The sequence below is a fragment of the Halorhabdus sp. CBA1104 genome (genome assembly GCF_009690625.1).
GTDB lineage: Archaea > Halobacteriota > Halobacteria > Halobacteriales > Haloarculaceae > Halorhabdus.
Genome location: NZ_CP033878.1, coordinates 1,075,436 through 1,091,148 on the forward strand (window position 1 = coordinate 1,075,436; position 15,713 = coordinate 1,091,148).

The following is a 15,713-nucleotide window of genomic DNA, read 5'->3' on the forward strand; positions in this document are numbered from 1 at the left end:
CAACGGGCTAGAGCACCCCGAACGTCGTGAGGGCGTCCGTGAGAAAGAGGACGCCGAATCCGGCCAAAAAGAGCGCACTCGTGACCGCGACGGCGGGAGCAAACCGGTCGATTCGCCGACCGGCCCCGACGAGCAGCGCCGGAAAGCCGACGACCCAGACGACGATTCCACCGAACAGGCCGACGATCAGCGACGGACCCCCCGTATGGACGACGATCAGTCCAGCCAGGTTCTCCCCAAAATACGGCGTGTGTGAGAGAACATCGACAGTCCCCGGGCTCAACAACCCGACGCCGACCGTCAACCAGAAGATGATCTGGTAGGGGTTGGTCAGCGCCAGGAGAAAGGCTCGACGGAATCCCCGGGCGTCCGTCCGCGTCCTACCGGACTCGAACTCGGTGAATCCCTGATCTAACTCCCGAACGGCGTCGACAGCGAAATACAGCATGAGGAGACCGCCGATGGCGACCATCGCCCCCTGTACGTACGCCATTTGTTTGACGACAGACACCGCGCCGAGGGCCGCAAGGAGCAAAAAGGTCACATCGGCCACCATCGCGCCACAGCCGGCGATGGCGCCCGCCCGAAACCCGCCGACGACACTCTCTTCGGCAATGACGGCGTTCATCGGTCCTGGCGGCGCTGCAAGCGCGAGCCCAAACAGCCCACCGGCCAGTCCGGTGACGAGAACGTCGACAATGGCCATCGAATACGATTAGCCGTCAGCCTGCGAAAAACGTGTCGAGACGCTGCTACTGGTACATCCCGACTGGCTCGGCCTTCGAGCTCTCGTCGCTTGCCTGTTGCATCTGCTTTGCCAGTTTCTTGCGCGCGATGCGGATTTCCTCGGCCTGTTCGACGAGCGTCTCGGTCGTGACGTCGATCTGGGCAAGTGTGGCGATTCCCTTCTCAAGTAAGATCTTGGCGGCGGCTGGATCTGGAAACTGCGAAGACGCCTCGACGAGCAGCCCGATGCTGTCGAGGTCCTCGCGAGTGGCTTCGTACAGGAGCGCCCCCGTTGGCCCGCTGATCGCGCCGCGTTCGTCGGGCGTGGCAATGTCGTGATCGCGCAGTTGGGCCTCAGCTCGCCCGGTTGCAACACCATACAGCTCACGATTGCCGTCCGGATCGACAGGGATGCCACTGAGGTAGATCGGCAAGGCGTCTTGCTCGTCGAGCCAGACCGTCACACAGCCGGCGAACTCCTCGGCAGCTTCTGGAGAGACGGGCACGTCGCTCTGGAGGACGAGCAACTCACGTGCCTCGTCGGCGTAGATCCTGACCGGCCCGGCGATCGAGGTCTCGTTCTCGTGGTAGACCGCAACTTCGGGCAGGCCCTCACAATGGCAGGTCGCGTAGTGAGTCATCTCGTAGCTATCGACCAGGTGATCGGCAGCGATTTTCCCGACGAGGCCGGCACCCGGGAATCCCTCGACGAGCATCGGGTCCTCGAGCGTCAGCTCCGCATCGTGAACTGCAATATGTGCCATACGTGACCGTGACATGCTACCACAATAAGCGTGCGGGCCGCCCCCGGCGCAGCCGTTCGAAACCGACAAAGCCCTGTCTCGCGAATCCGGGGCCAATGGAGGTTCTAGACCGGTACGAATCGATCGTCGACGACTTCGAGGCGTTCGTTGCGGCATGTGAGCGCCCACTACCGTCGGTCGTTCGCGTGAATACGCTCAAAACGTCGATCAGTCGGGCAACGCAGGCCCTCGACGAGGCAGGGATTGCATACGAGCCGGTCGGCTGGCACGACGGGTTGCTGGCGCTGCCCGATGGCGATCCCGGATCGAACTGGCCGTACGTCCAGGGCTGGCTGCACGGCCAGGAAGAAGTCTCGGCACTGCCGCCGCTCGTCCTCGACCCCCAGCCCGGCGAGCGTGTCTGGGACGCGGCTGCTGCACCGGGCAGCAAGACGACGCAACTGGCGGCACTCATGGACGACGAGGGACTGCTCGTGGCGACGGACAACAATCTGGGGCGACTGTCCGCACTCCGGTCGAACGCCGAACGGCTCGGCGTGACGAATCTTGCAGTGACCAACGAGGACGCACGCAACCACTCACTGAAACCCTTCGACGGGGCGGAATACGATCGGGCACTGGTCGACGTCCCCTGCTCGTGTGAGGGGACGATCCGGAAGAACCCGGATGCCCTGGCAGAGTGGACTTTCGAACACGTCCAGGGGGTCGCCGGCGTCCAGAAGAGCATCCTTCGGCGCGCGATCGAGGCGACCCGTGAGGGTGGCACTGTCGTCTACTCGACGTGTACGTTCGCCCCGGAAGAGAACGAGGCGATCCTCGATTACGCGATCGAAGAGACAACTGCCCGGCTGGTTGAGGTCGACTTGCCCCTCGACAGTCGGCCCGGTATCACGGAGTGGGAGGGCGACTCATTCGATCCCAGTGTCCGGAAGGCCAGGCGGATCTATCCACACGTCAACGACACTGGCGGCTTTTTCGTCGCGAAACTGGAGGTGACGGCATGACGGACCAGCCTACCAACAGTGATGAGACCCACCGGGACAACGACGGCCAGCGGTTCGGCCGCCTCCCGGCGACAGCGGCCGATCGCGAGGTGGCTGATCGACCGAGCCGGGAAGCCGTTCTCGAGTTCTGGACGGACCGCTTTGGCGTCCCGCCGGAAACGTTCGCGGACTACACGTTCTGGGAGCGAGGGTCGGGAAAGATCTGGGCGTTCCGCGGTGAGTTGCCTTCGCCGGTCGAGATCGAAGCGCTGGGGCTGACGTTCCTACGGACGCGCCAGGAACACTGGAAGCCAACGCTGTCGGCCGTCCAGCGGTTCGGTGACCGGGCGAGTGAGAACGTGCTCGATCTCACCCGCGAGCAAGCCCAGACGTTTCTCGCCGGCGAAGATCAGGAACTGGCGTGGGACGGCGACTGGGGGTATCTGATCGTCACGCACGAACTGGCCGGGAGACGCGAACCGCTCGGCGTCGGCCTGTACGTCTACGGTGAACTCCGTTCACAGGTCCCAAAGGGTCGGCGGCGGGACCTCCGGGAGTGACGGTTCGGGACTGGCGTTTCACTCTCTCGGTCGGACGGTAATATCGTGTGAGTGGCTGATGGAAGCTTGGACAGCCGATTTACTGCAATGCAACTGGGGGAGCGGATAGGGCGATAGGTCGCGATCTAGCAAGCTACACGATGTAGTGGACCTCGGGAATAGTCTCTCGTCTCGAGAAGGTCGATTAACAGCAGTCGTTTCCCTCGGGATTCCACGCACACGCATTCCCCGTCGTCAGGTTGTGTTCGTCGATATGTGCCGAGAGACACGCGTAGTTACAGAAGTACTCGGGAGAGCCACAGTCGTCGTCACAGTCACGAACACAGATTGGGTCGTGTTCGAAGATCCGCGATTCACAGTACGCACAGACTTCATCCGTTGTCGGCGTCGATACAGTCGTGGCCATATCGACCGTAAAGCGGTGCGCCCCGGAAAACGTTTCGTCAGATACGATGACTGTCGAGCGAGATCAAACGCTGTCCGTTGGCGCTTCGATACCACAAGACAATCAGCGTACGCAGGTACCTGTAACCACGCATCGAGCAGAAGTTAACACATATACCCACACCCGTGTAGTCCTACGCAATATGCAATTTTGTGACGAGTGCGGTTCGATGATGCACACGGACGGAGAAACGTGGGTGTGTCGCTCCTGTGAAAACGAGGCGCCGCGGGACTCGAACGCAGAAGCGGCGATGACGACCCAGGACGGACAGCGAGACGATGGTACACCCGACGTGGCCGACGCGACCCAGGACTCAGCCGAGACAATGGAAGAGTCCTGTCCGGCCGAGGACTGTGACAGCGACCAGGCCTACTACGAAATGCTGCCAAAACCGGGTGGCTCCTACGAAGTGCGGCTGTTCACCTGCGTCGAGTGTGGCCACAAGTGGCGCGAATCCTGACCCTACATCTTGTCCACTTTGGGCTGACAGCACCACAGACAGCAGACGCCCGATCCATGGGACCCCGCTCGTTCTCGGGTTGCACTGCCCCACGTCGGCTCTGAATGGATCGATACTGCGCTGATCGTGTTACTGCCTGGGTGTGCGTAGCAAACCAAGTGCAAGAGACAGGGCGCGTATCGGTTATGACCACCGACGAGCAAGCGCGTAAGCGACGATAACAGGAACAGTGGGAACTAACCCAACAAATAGACTCTCATCGACTATTGGACCAGATTGCGTGACCGCGCTATGAGCCACGAGAGTGCCAGTAGCGAGGACACTGATGATGGTTACACCGCATTTTGGACTCCCTCGTCCGGGTTACGAATCGGTGGAGAGTATATGTGCCCTACCGACGCTGAAATTGTATGTGTCGGGTGTACCTACACGAATGTGTAAGCCTTCGTACTGTATGGAACCCCCGTATGCAGCACAGGATTGCTTTCAAGTTCTGAGGGATCCGACAGAAGCGCTCTTTCTACGACGAACGATACCAGATAGGATTCCACTTTTTCAGCACAATCGTCGTAGCCGTTGCCACAGAGATACTTACGACTACTACAAGACTCGTATTCGTCCATCGCTGTATTCCGGTCAAGTCGGTTCGATACCAAGCGAACACGGCGACGGTAATGCCGATGACTACGATGCTTACGATCTCATCACTACGCAACGCAGTCATTATCACGGTCCCCTATCTGAATAGACGCGGCGGTATAACGTCCATCCAATAGCCGAAACCGCGACGATAATGCCAATAACTGTCGGGATGGTGTTCGCAGAGCCGTTGAACGACCAGCCGAAAGTCAGGTAACCGACGACAGCAATCAACGCGACAATAGCCCCGACTGTTCTCATCGCGGATGAATCTGAACGACCTGCTCCGGGCATACGAAGCGAATATGCCTGTACGATGGTAAATCAAAGGGTGGAATTGGGCTCTCACGCGGTCGGGCTGATTTGCTCCCACAGTACGCAGACAGTGGCTCAACGAACGCTACTCATGCAGTACCCTAACGTCAAACTTCGAGTGCCAACGGTACCGTCGTCCTCCCCAAACAAATGTGTCCCGGGCAAAAGCATACAGCCCCAGGGAGACAGCGGCCGTAAGTGCTGGTACCGTGAGCAGTAGCGAGATTCGTCGGACCCCGAAGCTGGCGCTGACGCCGGCTGTCAGTACTGTTAGTGCCACCGCGAGGGGCGGAAAGCGGACACAGCCAATGAGAACGGCGACCAACACACCAAACGAGAGTTTCGCTACCGTCGGATCGTGTGTTGTGAAAATCTTGTTAAACCGGATATGTCGTTCAAGCGTCTGCCGGAGACTTCCACCCATCGGTACCCGGCGTACGCGTCGAACTGACGTCACATCGACGTGTTCTCCGAGGAGACCATCGTCGCTGATAGTCTGGCGGAGCTCCGAACGGAACCGTGCCTCGTCGAGATCACTTCTGTCGAATATGACAGCCCCGCCCCAGGCGTGGTCGCCCACGTACGTCCCGAGCGTGCCCCCAAGGGCATAAACAGGCTCTAGCAGGACTGCAAGCGGATCTTGGCCGACGAACGCCGGTAGCTCCGTTGTCGGACCGTATTCGGCGTAGTCCTCGTGGAGGCGGTCAAGCCAACCCGAGGGATGATGAAAGTCATCGTCGGTCCAGACGAGACGGTCGTGACTGGCGGCTTCCATCCCAGCTGCGATTGCGTTTGCTTTCCCGGAACACCCGAGAGGGTCGCCGGCGGGGAGCAACCGGACGTTCTCGGGGAGCGGTTTTCGGTCCGCAACCGGGTCGTCCTCGCTGTCGTGGATGATGAGCAGTTCGTCTTCAGGCCCCAACTGTGTAGCGACGTCGTCGCAGGCGGCCGTCCAAGACACCGTCGGGAGGAGGACGCTCGTTGGCGTGTGTGTCTGTCTGTTCGACATCCGTACGCGAGAGATGAGCGTAGATATGGATGATAGTTTCTCGTGACTTCTCTGACTGAAGTCAGACAGAACGCCCACAACGGCACAACCTATATTGACGAACCAGGAGACGGTCCGTTTACAGTGTCCGACGTGCGAGATCCTGAAGCACTCGCAGACCTACTCGGTGACGAGTGTGCGCGTACGATTCTCGTCGAGGCGAAAAAAGAGCCCCGCTCGGCGGCAGAACTCAGCGACTGCGCCGGGGTCTCGGAGCCGACGGTCTACCGTCGACTCGAACGCCTCCGTGAGTACGATTTGGTTACCGAAGACATCCAGCCAGTCACCGACGGAAAGAATTACAAGCTCTATCGGACAGAACTCGACGGTATCGAACTCGATCTCGGCGAAGACGGCTTCGAGATTACGGTCTCACGTCGGGAACGGATAGCCGACCGCTTCACACAGTTCGTAGAGGGTACCTAACATGCTCGATACACCGCTCCAATTGATCGATCTCGAAACGTTGCGAATCGTTCGGCAGGTGAGCGAGGTGATCCCCATGCTCCTCGGATTGGCAATCAGTTACTTCGCCTATACTGCATACCGGCAAAACCAGAGCCGTCCGATGCTGTACATTGCCGTTGGATTCGTCTTGGTACTGTTTGTTCAGCTTCCGCTGAGCCTGATACTTCTCTATCTGTTGGATTTTCCAACGCCGGTTCTCAACACCATTGTTCAGATCCCCGAGTTCGTCGGTCTGGGACTGATCCTCTACGGGCTGTGGGTGCCGCGTCGGGACTGACTCGGCGGCTCACATCGGTGTCCATGCCAGCCGAACGAACACTGATCGCGATTCTCTCGGATACATCCGCGTGTGTAGCCCGGTCGAGGCGCGAGCAGGCCAGAAGACGGCAGCGATATCAACGCTGGCCTTGAGTTCATACCGGATTCGTGTAGATTTCCCCATCTGGTGGGTGTCGAAATACTTGGGGAATACGTCCGACAGGCTCACTACGACGTTAGTTTCAGCGAGTGAAGCCAGGAAAATCGGCCTTTTGACACCGGCCTATTGGTACACATGAGATGACCGAAGCAGATGCCGACACCAACTTCGAACGAACCCCATCCCAGTTGGCCGATGACGACCGGGGAGCCAATCGCGGTGGAATCACGGGACGTGTCGTCTCCGTGCTGTGGAATCGAGCCGAAGATCGCCCGCGCGCTCTCTGGCGGATCCTTGGCGTGTACGTCGCCGCGCTCGTGGGGATTTTCGTACTCCCGGCGCTGGCACTCGCGGGGACCGAACTCCCACCGTCTGTCAACGGAGCCGCGACCAGCCTGATCGGTGCGCTCGTTGGGTTCGTCCTGGCGATTGCCGTCGCGAAGTACGTCGACCGTCGCCTGATAGCCGACTACGGACTCGCGTTCGGCCCGTCGTTCCTGAGGGACTTTGGTGCTGGCAGCGTCGCGGCCCTGGCGGGGATGGGTGTGGCACTCCCCGCGAGTCTGCTCGCTGGGTGGGCGACCGTCTCCGAGGTGTTCTCGGGTGGCGTTGGCACGAACGTGTTACCGTTCGCCGCCGCGTTTGGAGTGTACACCATCCAGTGGGCGTTTACAGCCGTCTGGGAAGAACTGGTCTTTCGGGGCCTCATTCTGACGAACGCCGTCGAAGGACTCCGGAGCCGGTGGCTGTCCGACCGTGGCGCGATCGTGACAGGAGTGGTGGCGTCCTCGGTGATATTCACTCTCGGGCACTTCCCGGGTACGCTAGGAACGTTTGGATTCCGGCTAGCTTTAGGGCTCCTCCTCGGTGCCGCGTACGTGTGGACCGACTCACTGGCGCTGCCGATCGGCCTTCACTTTCTGGTCAACTTCGCGATGAACAACATCTACGGCCTGTCGAACTTTCTTGAGGCTACGGAAACAGCGATGCTGATCCGACCGAGGTTCACCGGTCCGGCACAGTTCGTAGGGGTGTACGGGCTAGTCAACGGCGCGGCGGTGCTCTGTGTCGCTGTACTCACTGTCGGATACGTTGCTCTCCGGAACGGTGACTTCGGGTCACGGCTATCGGCGCCATACCGACAGCGAGAGTGACCTGAACAACCTCCCACAGCCGAGCGGTGAGTGATCGCAACTGCCGTGAGTCTCCGTCTGTGGGCTTTGAGGCCGCTGCGTGGGGATTGATATTGAAATTTCCTCTTACCGAACGCAGTGACATAGTACCGGCCGAAGGATCGAGAAAACACTCCGTAAATGATGTATGGCGCGTATCTCACGAAGAAGAATTCATCGATCGGAGAAATATAATTGATCGATGCAGGATTCTCGGACAACGAAAGAGGCCCACCCACCATTCAGAAATAATCACGGAGCAGATGATTCACTCCTGTTTCGAACCCAGAAGTCCTGCTAGGTGATTGTAGTACGACGACAAGTACGTGGGACGTATGGACTGGGGATTTCGGATCCGGAAAGATGTTCCATCTTGGGTCATGAAACTCGTACTGGTTGGTGCAATTCTGTTAATTGCTGGCCTTCAGCATTTTGCTGTCATATAAACGTCACCCAGAGCGATATTATTGATAGAATTGGCTGTGCAGGTACATCCTATCGGCTGACTTACGGGTAGACAAGAGCCATAAACTGCCCTCCTCTGTGGCACAGACCCGCTGTATCTTGTACTACCGTCTGTAACGATGGTTCACTCAAGACTTTCTCGCCGGTTGCGCTGCAGTGAATCGGCTATGACGGATTCTGTGCCACGCTGACCTGGCGAACAGAGAGTCGTCCCGGCTCTGTCGCCTTGAATCAGCGTCCACCATGAGAGAGACCGGTGATCTACTCTACTGCCAGCGAATCTCCGCCCAAAAGATACCGAAACATCGAGTCGCCGTTTCGGCGAGCGATGAGTTCCATGACAGCGAGATAGGGCCCAGCGAAGGCAATACCCGAGGCGATAGCCTGGAAGACGCCAAACTCCAGGAAATACCCCATCGGAACTCCGAACCCAAGGATCAAGAACACGACGAGTACCACATCCCGGAGGAGGAGATGGTCGTCGAACGCCTTATCGAACCGCGTTTTCTCTGCCATGTGACTAATTAATTTCTTCTGACACCACTTGAGCGTTGCGTCCCCACATCTCCGTGTTGTCGTGTGGTGCGTACTCATTTGCTGACGATGGGCTAGGGACCCGTTTGCCGGCGTTGACCAGGAGGCCGCGGACAGGGGTTATGCCGTCTTGCGAACTGTGCCGCCGCTGAGTCCGTCCCACTCGACGCGATAGCCCAGTCGCGAGAGGACAGCACTCGCGTCGTCGATCCCGTACGCTTCGAAGGCCGCTTCCGCGTCGTCGAGCGTCATGCCGTCCGCGATTTCCTGCTCCAGGGCCTCGAGAACGGCTGGCCTGATGAGTGTGCGTCCAACGCGCTCGTGGTCGGGGAACGTTGCCCGCTCGATGGCGTCTTCGCTGACAGCGTGGTCGTCGGCCAGTGCTGTCAGTGTAATGACGTCAGATTGTGGTGTGAGTTCGTCGGGGAGAGCGGTAGCCGCCTCGTTGACCAGATCGGCTTCGTACCGTCTGAGTGCGTCCCGGACGGCTTTGAGGCTCACTGTCTTTGAGTAGGGGATCGCTCGCTGGTTGCGCGCTTCGATGGCGTCCCCCACGCCCAGACTTTCGTCGTAGGCGACGAGCAATTCGGCATCGTCGATGGCTTCGAACTGGTCGAGTTTCTTCTGGACGTATTCCGGCGTCCAAAAGCCCATTATCTCGAAGAACACCCGAAACTCCGCGTAGCGATAGTCGAAGGCAAAATCCGGGATCGCGACGCTTGTCCCGGCTTCGAGCGGTTCCGGTTCACGCACTAACGCCCACGGGAGATCGAGCGACTGCAAGCGCGTCGCAAAGTCGGCTTCGACGCCGCTGTCGAAGGACATCTCGACGACAGGCTCGGCGTCAGGTACCGGGAGGTCCACGTCCGAGAGCGTCATCGTTCGCTCCGTGCCGTCGTCGTCGATCGTGGCCGTCACCTGCCAAGATTCCGTTCCGGCAACGGTTCGGAGCAGGCGGGCAAATCGCGTGCCGTAGCGGCGCGTGTTCTCGAAGAGCGCGTCCGGTCCGGTGACGACGAGTTCTCGCCCTGGGTCTGTGTGAACGACTTCATAGAGCAACCGGAGTCGCTTGACCGCATCGATCAGTCGCCGCGGATCGCTCGATCGAACGCGGACTTCCGTCGCGTCGAACAGTGCAGTCTGGGCCAGCGACAGATCGTACTGTACGAGCAGTTCCGAAGGCGTCCATCGCCGGTCGAGACTCGCCAGCACCTGCCGGTCATCCAGGTCTGCGTACAGCGACGTCTCGACTGCCTCCGGGTCGGCACCAAGTCGATCGGCCGCCTGCTCGATCGCCTGCTGTCGATCGGCCGTCGTGACCACGCCGACAGCCTCAGCCGCCTCGAAGGCAACTCGACGAGTACGGGCTGGTGGCAGCGGGGCGTGTGTCTCGAACGTCGCGTCGCGGTCGAGCAGCTTTGCGAACCCGCGCACGAGCTTGAAATCCGAGGCTGCCCGTTCGAGATCGGACAGTGCCCCCTGTAGTGACTCGCGAGATTCACCGACGTGGCCCTGGTAGACACCGATCACCCTGGCTGCCGTTTCGCGGTCCCGGTCGTCAGTGAACTGTGGCTGGTAGCCATCGCCAGCCCGCGAGACGCGCAGCAGGTCCTTCTTCAGCACAGTCGTCTCTCAACACCGGAGAACCGAAAAACTGCGGGGCGAAGTTGAGAGACAAACGGGTAGCGACGGGAAGATTCTTGACGCGGGGGCCGAAGGCCTCTACCATGCACCGTCGGGCGCTACTACGTCGACTCGGGGCCGTTGGACTCGTCGCAATCGCAGGTTGTGGAGAGTACGAGTCTGGCCCCCAGACACCACCCGGAGACACGACCGACCAGGCCCAAACCGAGACGACGACAACGCCCGAAGACGTCTTTGTGGTCCCGGAATTCGCGTTCGAGGAAGGGACGGGTGGCGATGCAGTGCTCGTCGCAACCGTCGAGAACACCCGGGACGACCCCCAGCAGGGCGAGATGGTCGTCCGCTATGCCGATGACGGCACGACGAAATCCGTCACCGAATCGATCGACCTACAGGGAAAAGACGAGACGACGGTCCGCGTGAAGCTCCCGATTGCCTATGCGGACCGGAATCTGCAGGGGATCGACTTCGAGACGGCGACTTGATCACAGCCCCCCGTGCCAGCCTCGTTATCGTCGCCGTCGAGCGACGCCTTGTTCGGCCGTATCGGTGCAGACGACCTCGTAGAGTAACGCTCGGCCCCCATCGTTGCTTGGTCGCAAGATGCGACCCAATCGCTGGGTGAACTCGCGCTCGCTCCCGCTGCCGGCGAGGACGACCGCCACGTTGGCGTCGGGAACGTCGATGCCCTCATCGAGGACGTTCGCCGTCATGACAGTCGAGTAGGTGCCCGACCGGAAGCCACGCAGGATCTCTCGCCGTTGGGCAGCCCCTGTCTCGTGGGTGATCGCCGGGCAAAGGAACCGCTCGGAGAGGCGATAGACGAAATCCGTCGTCGCGGCGAAGACGATGACGCGGTCGGCCGCGTGGCGCTCGAGCAACGTGGCGAGAGTCTCGACCTTTCGGTCAGCCGTGCGGACGATCTCGCGGGCACGCTCTTTCGCGAGTAAGGCATCGCGGGCTCGCGGATCAGACCCCGAGCGGATGACCAACTTCTGGTAGTCGGCTCCGCTAGTGAGACGGAGATCCGAGGTCGCCAGATACTCCGTGAACGTCTCTTGGTTGTGCTCGTATTCGGCCCGCTCTTCGGCCGTGAGATCGACGTCGAGGCGCTTGATATCGTAGGCCGCGAGATACTCGCCAGCCAGGTCGTCGGGGCCGAGTCGATACACTGGATCGCCCACCAGTTCCGAGACGGCCTCGTGAGCGTCGTCCGGGCGTTCGAACGTCGCTGTCAAGCCCAAGCGGGCCGGCGCGGCGAGCAAGCGAGCGATGTCCCGATACCCCTCTCCGCCGAGGTGGTGACACTCGTCGAATATCACGAGGCCAAAGCGGTTCCCGATCTCCTCGGCCCGCAAGTAGGCCGAGTCGTACGTCGAGACGGTGATCGCCTCGATGCGCTGTGTGCCCCCGCCGAGTTGCCCGATCGGCACGCCGAACTCCGTCTGGAGTTCGCCTCGCCACTGTTCGAGGAGGTCGATCGTCGGGACGACGACCAGCGTCGCCGTCTCCAGAGCCTCGATAGCGGCGATCCCGAGTACGGTTTTGCCGCTGCCGGTCGGGAGTTCGAGGACACCGCGCTCGCCTGCGTCCTGCCAGGCGTCGAGTGCCTCTCGCTGGTAGTCTCGAAGCCGATACGTCGAGGTCACGTCGGTCGTCGGGGCGTCAAGCACACGATCGTCGAAAGTGACTGTCGATTCGGCCAGTGCTCGCCGGAACGTATCGTACTGATATGCCGGCATCCGCCACGTCTTCGTCCGCTCGTCACGCTCGACGTACGAGAGGCCCGCGACTCGCTCGGGGAGGTCGCCCTCGATGCGAACGGTCCCGTCCGCGTAGGTCAGCGTGACCGGAGCCACTGGGTCGATTTCGGCTGTCCCCCGGAAAAAGTCTGCCGGGAACGGCTAGTTCGACGACAGTCCGGCGCACAGCAGGCGCTCGCGGCTTGCTCGCAGCAAAATGCCACGGGCCGGAAGGGATTTGAACCACGGAAAGACGATGACCTCGCTTCGCTCGGTCCTGCGACTTTCCTGATTCAAACCTTCCGTCCGGTTCGTTCACCGGTTCGCGTCGCTCACCGGTTCACTGCACGGGCCGGAAGGGATTTGAACCCCTGACCGTCTGATTAAGAGTCAGACGCTCTGCCGGACTGAGCTACCGGCCCACGCGATCTGTAGTTACGTCGGGCGATTCAAATACGTTTCCTTTCGATCGCGAGCCGTCTGTTCAGTCCCTGGCAACAACCGCGATGTTATAAGGGTTGGCGCGCCAACGTTGTCGACACTATGAGCAGCGACATCACGATGGCCTCGATGTCTACGTACGCTATTTTGGGGTGTGGAAGCGTGGGCCATGCCGTCGCAGAGGCACTCGTCGAGGAAGACAAAGACGTGCTCATCCTCGACAAGGACGAAGGACGCGTCGAGGCCTTACGGGATCAAGACCTCAATGCGCGAACGGCGGATATCCGCGAAGAATCCGTCGCCGCTGAACTCGACGACCGGGACGTCGTCTTGATCCTCTCGCCGGATGTCGAGGCCAATGCCGCCGCCGTCGAACACCTTCGGGATCGCGACGAAGATCAGTTCATCGTCGCGCGCGCATCCGATCCCGTTTCGGCGGACGAGCTCTCCGAACTCGGGGCGAACGTCGTGATCAATCCCTCCGCCGTCATCGCCGATTCGGCGCTTCGGGCGCTCGAAACTGGCGAACTCGAGCACAAGGCCAATCAGCTTGCCGCCGTCGTCGACGGGACCGACGAGCGACTGGCGATTCTCATTCACCGTGGACCCGACCCCGACTCGATCGCCAGTGCCGCGGCACTCCGGGCGATCGCCGACAGTCGCGATATCGACGCGGATATCATCTACGAGGGGGACATCGGTCACCACGAGAATCGCGCGTTCGTCAACCTTCTCGGCCTCGAATTGACGTCCCGGTCTGCAGTCGACCTGGACGACTACGATACGTTCGCGCTGGTCGACTTCGCCAAGAGCGGCGGGCCACCGGCCGAAGACGTCGAAGACCGCATCGATATCGTCATCGACCACTACGAGGTCGAGATGGGCTCGGAGGCGGAGTTCACCGACGTCAGACCGAACGTCTCGGCGACTTCGACGATCCTGACGAAGTACATCCAGGAACTGGATCTCAGCCTCGATCACGAGGTTGCGACTGCACTCCTCTATGGAATCCGGGCGGAAACGCTCGACTTCAAGCGGGATACGACACCCGCCGATCTCACGGCTGCAGCCTATCTCTATCCGTTCGCGGATCACGACACGCTCGAACAGGTCGAGTCGCCGAGTATGAGCCCCGAGACGCTGGATGTCCTCGCCGAGGCGATCCGTAACCGCCAGGTCCGGGGCAGCCACCTCGTCTCGAATGCAGGGTTCATCCGCGACCGGGACGCCCTGGCCCAGGCAGCCCAACAATTGCTCAATCTCGAAGGTATCACCACGACGGCTGTGTTTGCGATCGCCGACGATACGATCTATCTGGCAGCCCGGTCGAAAGACATCCGGATGAACATCGGCAACGTCCTCGAAGAAGCCTTCGGAGGGATCGGCGAGACGGCCGGCCACTCGACGGACGCCAGCGTCGAGATTCCACTCGGCATCTTCACCGGCATCGAGACGAGCGATGACAACCGCGATACGCTGCTCGAATTGACCGAAGAAGCCGTTCGCTCGAAGTTGTTCACAGCGATGGGCGTCGAGAATTCCGACAGCAACGGCAGTTAAGCTACAACGTCGTCTTCTGTGACCTCGCCGTTGTCCTCGTGTAGACGCTCGACGATATCGTTGATGAGCACGATATCACCGACGGCCTGGACCCACCGATACGGGACGATAACACCGCGTGCACTGGCCGTCTCGGCGTCGAACAGTTCCGTGTTGAGTTGATGAAGCGCCAGGCCGGTCACGCCCTCAGCATCGAGATTGAGCCGCAGATCTTCGACTTCACCAACGTAGACACCGTTGTTCGAGTACACTTCCCGACCCACCAGTGACGTAATTTCCTGGGGGCTCGCGTCACGATCAATTGCCATACTGGATCCCTGGAGAGGGGTCGCCTTAATTCTTGGCAGAGCGTCAGACGTTCGCTGTGGCCCACCGACTGCGAGATATTTTTCTACCGGGCGGCCGGACCACCAGTATGGTTTCAGAGGTTTTCGATGCTGAACGCTGGGAACCGATCGAATCAGTCGACTTCGCGGATGTCACGTATCACCGAGCAACGGACGTCGGGGCCGTCCGGATCGCTATCGACCGGCCCGACGTTCGCAACGCCTTCCGACCGGAAACTGTCGACGAGCTTTCGGCCGCACTCGATCACGCCAAGCGCCAGACGGACGTCGGCTGTGTCCTCTTGACTGGGAACGGCCCGTCCTCGAAAGACGGCGGCTGGGCCTTTTCGGCCGGGGGCGACCAGTCGATCCGCGGCGATGCCGGCTACGAGTACGAAAGCGAAGACGAGGACGACCAAGGAGAAGGCCCGCGACTCCACATCCTGGAAGTCCAGCGCCAGATCCGCCACATGCCAAAGCCCGTCATCGCGGTCGTCCCTGGATGGGCCGTCGGCGGCGGCCACTCACTGCACGTGATCTGTGATCTGACCCTCGCCAGCCAAGAGCACGCGAAGTTCCTCCAGACCGACCCCGATGTCGGGAGTTTCGACGGTGGCTTTGGCTCGGCGTATCTCGCCCGCCAGATCGGCCAGAAGAAGGCCCGCGAAGTGTTCTTCCTCGGGAAAACCTACGATGCCGAGGAAGCCACAGACATGGGGATGGTCAACGAAGCTGTCCCTCACGAGCAACTTGAACAGACGGCCTTAGAGTGGGCCGAACGCATCAACGACAAATCCCCGACTGCGATGCGAATGCTCAAATACGCGTTCAATCTCCCCGAAGACGGCATGGTCGGCCAGCAGGTCTTCTCCGGGGAAGCGACTCGTCTGGCCTACATGACCGACGAAGCTCACGAAGGCCGAGATGCCTTTACCGAGGGACGGGAGCCGGATTTCGACGACTACCCCTGGCACTACTGAGCGAGCGCGTGCGACGGAGGATC

The 15,713-nt window shown here is 60.6% G+C and carries 17 protein-coding genes and 1 tRNA gene; 9 read left to right on the forward strand and 9 right to left on the reverse strand.

What is annotated here, in order from left to right; genetic code table 11:
* Positions 1–7: 7 nt before the first annotated feature.
* Positions 8–664, reverse strand: a complete 657-nt coding sequence (locus tag Hrd1104_RS05540; RefSeq protein ID WP_154553201.1) for a LysE family translocator — start codon at positions 662–664, stop codon at positions 8–10.
* An 88-nt stretch (positions 665–752) separates the two neighbouring features.
* Positions 753–1,490, reverse strand: a complete 738-nt coding sequence (locus tag Hrd1104_RS05545) for a proteasome assembly chaperone family protein (protein WP_154551811.1) — start codon at positions 1,488–1,490, stop codon at positions 753–755.
* Positions 1,491–1,585: 95 nt separating this feature from the next.
* Here Hrd1104_RS05545 and Hrd1104_RS05550 point away from each other — a divergent pair, with 95 nt between their 5' ends.
* A complete protein-coding gene (locus Hrd1104_RS05550; protein ID WP_154551812.1) occupies positions 1,586–2,494 on the forward strand; it encodes an RsmB/NOP family class I SAM-dependent RNA methyltransferase in 909 nt (302 codons plus the stop codon).
* The gene (locus Hrd1104_RS05555) at positions 2,491–3,033 is read left to right on the forward strand and encodes a hypothetical protein (RefSeq protein ID WP_154551813.1); all 543 of its coding nucleotides are present in this window, start codon (positions 2,491–2,493) and stop codon (positions 3,031–3,033) included. The genes Hrd1104_RS05550 and Hrd1104_RS05555 overlap by 4 nt, the downstream gene beginning before the upstream one ends.
* Before the next feature lie 184 nt (positions 3,034–3,217).
* Here the strand turns inward: Hrd1104_RS05555 and Hrd1104_RS05560 are convergent, their stop codons facing one another.
* A complete protein-coding gene (locus Hrd1104_RS05560) occupies positions 3,218–3,439 on the reverse strand; it encodes a hypothetical protein (RefSeq protein ID WP_154551814.1) in 222 nt (73 codons plus the stop codon).
* A gap of 181 nt (positions 3,440–3,620) precedes the next feature.
* Here Hrd1104_RS05560 and Hrd1104_RS05565 point away from each other — a divergent pair, with 181 nt between their 5' ends.
* Positions 3,621–3,938 (forward strand): RPA12/RPB9/RPC11 RNA polymerase family protein, encoded by a 318-nt coding sequence (locus Hrd1104_RS05565; protein WP_154551815.1) that lies wholly within the window; start codon positions 3,621–3,623, stop codon positions 3,936–3,938.
* A 1,039-nt stretch (positions 3,939–4,977) separates the two neighbouring features.
* Here the strand turns inward: Hrd1104_RS05565 and Hrd1104_RS05570 are convergent.
* The gene (locus Hrd1104_RS05570; RefSeq protein WP_154551816.1) at positions 4,978–5,901 is read right to left on the reverse strand and encodes a glycosyltransferase family 2 protein; all 924 of its coding nucleotides are present in this window, start codon (positions 5,899–5,901) and stop codon (positions 4,978–4,980) included.
* 123 nt (positions 5,902–6,024) lie between these two features.
* Between Hrd1104_RS05570 and Hrd1104_RS05575 the strand changes: the two genes are divergently transcribed.
* The 3 genes from Hrd1104_RS05575 (at position 6,025) to Hrd1104_RS05585 (ending at position 7,980) form a co-directional block, all read left to right on the forward strand.
* Positions 6,025–6,366 carry a winged helix-turn-helix domain-containing protein gene (locus Hrd1104_RS05575; RefSeq protein ID WP_229770550.1) on the forward strand — a complete coding sequence of 114 codons (342 nt, stop codon included), beginning with the start codon at positions 6,025–6,027 and terminating at the stop codon, positions 6,364–6,366.
* Between the two features lies 1 nt (position 6,367).
* The gene (locus Hrd1104_RS05580; RefSeq protein WP_154551818.1) at positions 6,368–6,685 is read left to right on the forward strand and encodes a hypothetical protein; all 318 of its coding nucleotides are present in this window, start codon (positions 6,368–6,370) and stop codon (positions 6,683–6,685) included.
* A 281-nt stretch (positions 6,686–6,966) separates the two neighbouring features.
* Positions 6,967–7,980, forward strand: coding sequence for a CPBP family intramembrane glutamic endopeptidase (locus tag Hrd1104_RS05585; RefSeq protein WP_229770551.1), 1,014 nt, complete (start codon positions 6,967–6,969; stop codon positions 7,978–7,980).
* 744 nt (positions 7,981–8,724) lie between these two features.
* Here Hrd1104_RS05585 and Hrd1104_RS05590 read toward each other — a convergent pair.
* Positions 8,725–8,979 (reverse strand): hypothetical protein, encoded by a 255-nt coding sequence (locus Hrd1104_RS05590; RefSeq protein WP_154551819.1) that lies wholly within the window; start codon positions 8,977–8,979, stop codon positions 8,725–8,727.
* A 138-nt stretch (positions 8,980–9,117) separates the two neighbouring features.
* The gene (locus Hrd1104_RS05595) at positions 9,118–10,620 is read right to left on the reverse strand and encodes a DUF790 family protein (RefSeq protein WP_154551820.1); all 1,503 of its coding nucleotides are present in this window, start codon (positions 10,618–10,620) and stop codon (positions 9,118–9,120) included.
* 104 nt (positions 10,621–10,724) lie between these two features.
* Here Hrd1104_RS05595 and Hrd1104_RS05600 point away from each other — a divergent pair, with 104 nt between their 5' ends.
* On the forward strand, positions 10,725–11,126 hold the full coding sequence (locus Hrd1104_RS05600) for a hypothetical protein (protein ID WP_154551821.1): 402 nt from the start codon (positions 10,725–10,727) through the stop codon (positions 11,124–11,126).
* A gap of 24 nt (positions 11,127–11,150) precedes the next feature.
* Here the strand turns inward: Hrd1104_RS05600 and Hrd1104_RS05605 are convergent, their stop codons facing one another.
* Both Hrd1104_RS05605 and Hrd1104_RS05610 read right to left on the reverse strand, forming a co-directional pair.
* Complete coding sequence (locus Hrd1104_RS05605) at positions 11,151–12,500, reverse strand: DEAD/DEAH box helicase (RefSeq protein ID WP_154551822.1); 1,350 nt, start codon at positions 12,498–12,500, stop codon at positions 11,151–11,153.
* Positions 12,501–12,731: 231 nt separating this feature from the next.
* Positions 12,732–12,805: transfer RNA gene (locus Hrd1104_RS05610), tRNA-Lys, on the reverse strand.
* A gap of 121 nt (positions 12,806–12,926) precedes the next feature.
* Between Hrd1104_RS05610 and Hrd1104_RS05615 the strand changes: the two genes are divergently transcribed.
* Complete coding sequence (locus tag Hrd1104_RS05615; protein WP_154551823.1) at positions 12,927–14,384, forward strand: DHH family phosphoesterase; 1,458 nt, start codon at positions 12,927–12,929, stop codon at positions 14,382–14,384.
* Here the strand turns inward: Hrd1104_RS05615 and Hrd1104_RS05620 are convergent.
* Positions 14,381–14,692, reverse strand: coding sequence for a PRC-barrel domain-containing protein (locus Hrd1104_RS05620; protein WP_154551824.1), 312 nt, complete (start codon positions 14,690–14,692; stop codon positions 14,381–14,383). The genes Hrd1104_RS05615 and Hrd1104_RS05620 overlap by 4 nt on opposite strands.
* A 107-nt stretch (positions 14,693–14,799) precedes the next feature.
* Between Hrd1104_RS05620 and Hrd1104_RS05625 the strand changes: the two genes are divergently transcribed.
* Positions 14,800–15,690 carry a 1,4-dihydroxy-2-naphthoyl-CoA synthase gene (locus Hrd1104_RS05625; protein ID WP_154551825.1) on the forward strand — a complete coding sequence of 297 codons (891 nt, stop codon included), beginning with the start codon at positions 14,800–14,802 and terminating at the stop codon, positions 15,688–15,690.
* Positions 15,691–15,713 lie beyond the last annotated feature (23 nt).

Bases quoted from the DNA above. Each gene is read 5' to 3' on its own strand.
- Hrd1104_RS05545 (WP_154551811.1), bottom strand. From the start codon at position 1,490: ATGGCACATATTGCAGTTCACGATGCGGAGCTGACGCTCGAGGACCCG.
- Hrd1104_RS05550 (WP_154551812.1), top strand. From the start codon at position 1,586: ATGGAGGTTCTAGACCGGTACGAATCGATCGTCGACGACTTCGAGGCG.
- Hrd1104_RS05555 (WP_154551813.1), top strand. From the start codon at position 2,491: ATGACGGACCAGCCTACCAACAGTGATGAGACCCACCGGGACAACGAC.
- Hrd1104_RS05560 (WP_154551814.1), bottom strand. From the start codon at position 3,439: ATGGCCACGACTGTATCGACGCCGACAACGGATGAAGTCTGTGCGTAC.
- Hrd1104_RS05565 (WP_154551815.1), top strand. From the start codon at position 3,621: ATGCAATTTTGTGACGAGTGCGGTTCGATGATGCACACGGACGGAGAA.
- Hrd1104_RS05570 (WP_154551816.1), bottom strand. From the start codon at position 5,901: ATGTCGAACAGACAGACACACACGCCAACGAGCGTCCTCCTCCCGACG.
- Hrd1104_RS05580 (WP_154551818.1), top strand. From the start codon at position 6,368: ATGCTCGATACACCGCTCCAATTGATCGATCTCGAAACGTTGCGAATC.
- Hrd1104_RS05585 (WP_229770551.1), top strand. From the start codon at position 6,967: ATGACCGAAGCAGATGCCGACACCAACTTCGAACGAACCCCATCCCAG.
- Hrd1104_RS05590 (WP_154551819.1), bottom strand. From the start codon at position 8,979: ATGGCAGAGAAAACGCGGTTCGATAAGGCGTTCGACGACCATCTCCTC.
- Hrd1104_RS05600 (WP_154551821.1), top strand. From the start codon at position 10,725: ATGCACCGTCGGGCGCTACTACGTCGACTCGGGGCCGTTGGACTCGTC.
- Hrd1104_RS05615 (WP_154551823.1), top strand. From the start codon at position 12,927: ATGAGCAGCGACATCACGATGGCCTCGATGTCTACGTACGCTATTTTG.
- Hrd1104_RS05620 (WP_154551824.1), bottom strand. From the start codon at position 14,692: ATGGCAATTGATCGTGACGCGAGCCCCCAGGAAATTACGTCACTGGTG.
- Hrd1104_RS05625 (WP_154551825.1), top strand. From the start codon at position 14,800: ATGGTTTCAGAGGTTTTCGATGCTGAACGCTGGGAACCGATCGAATCA.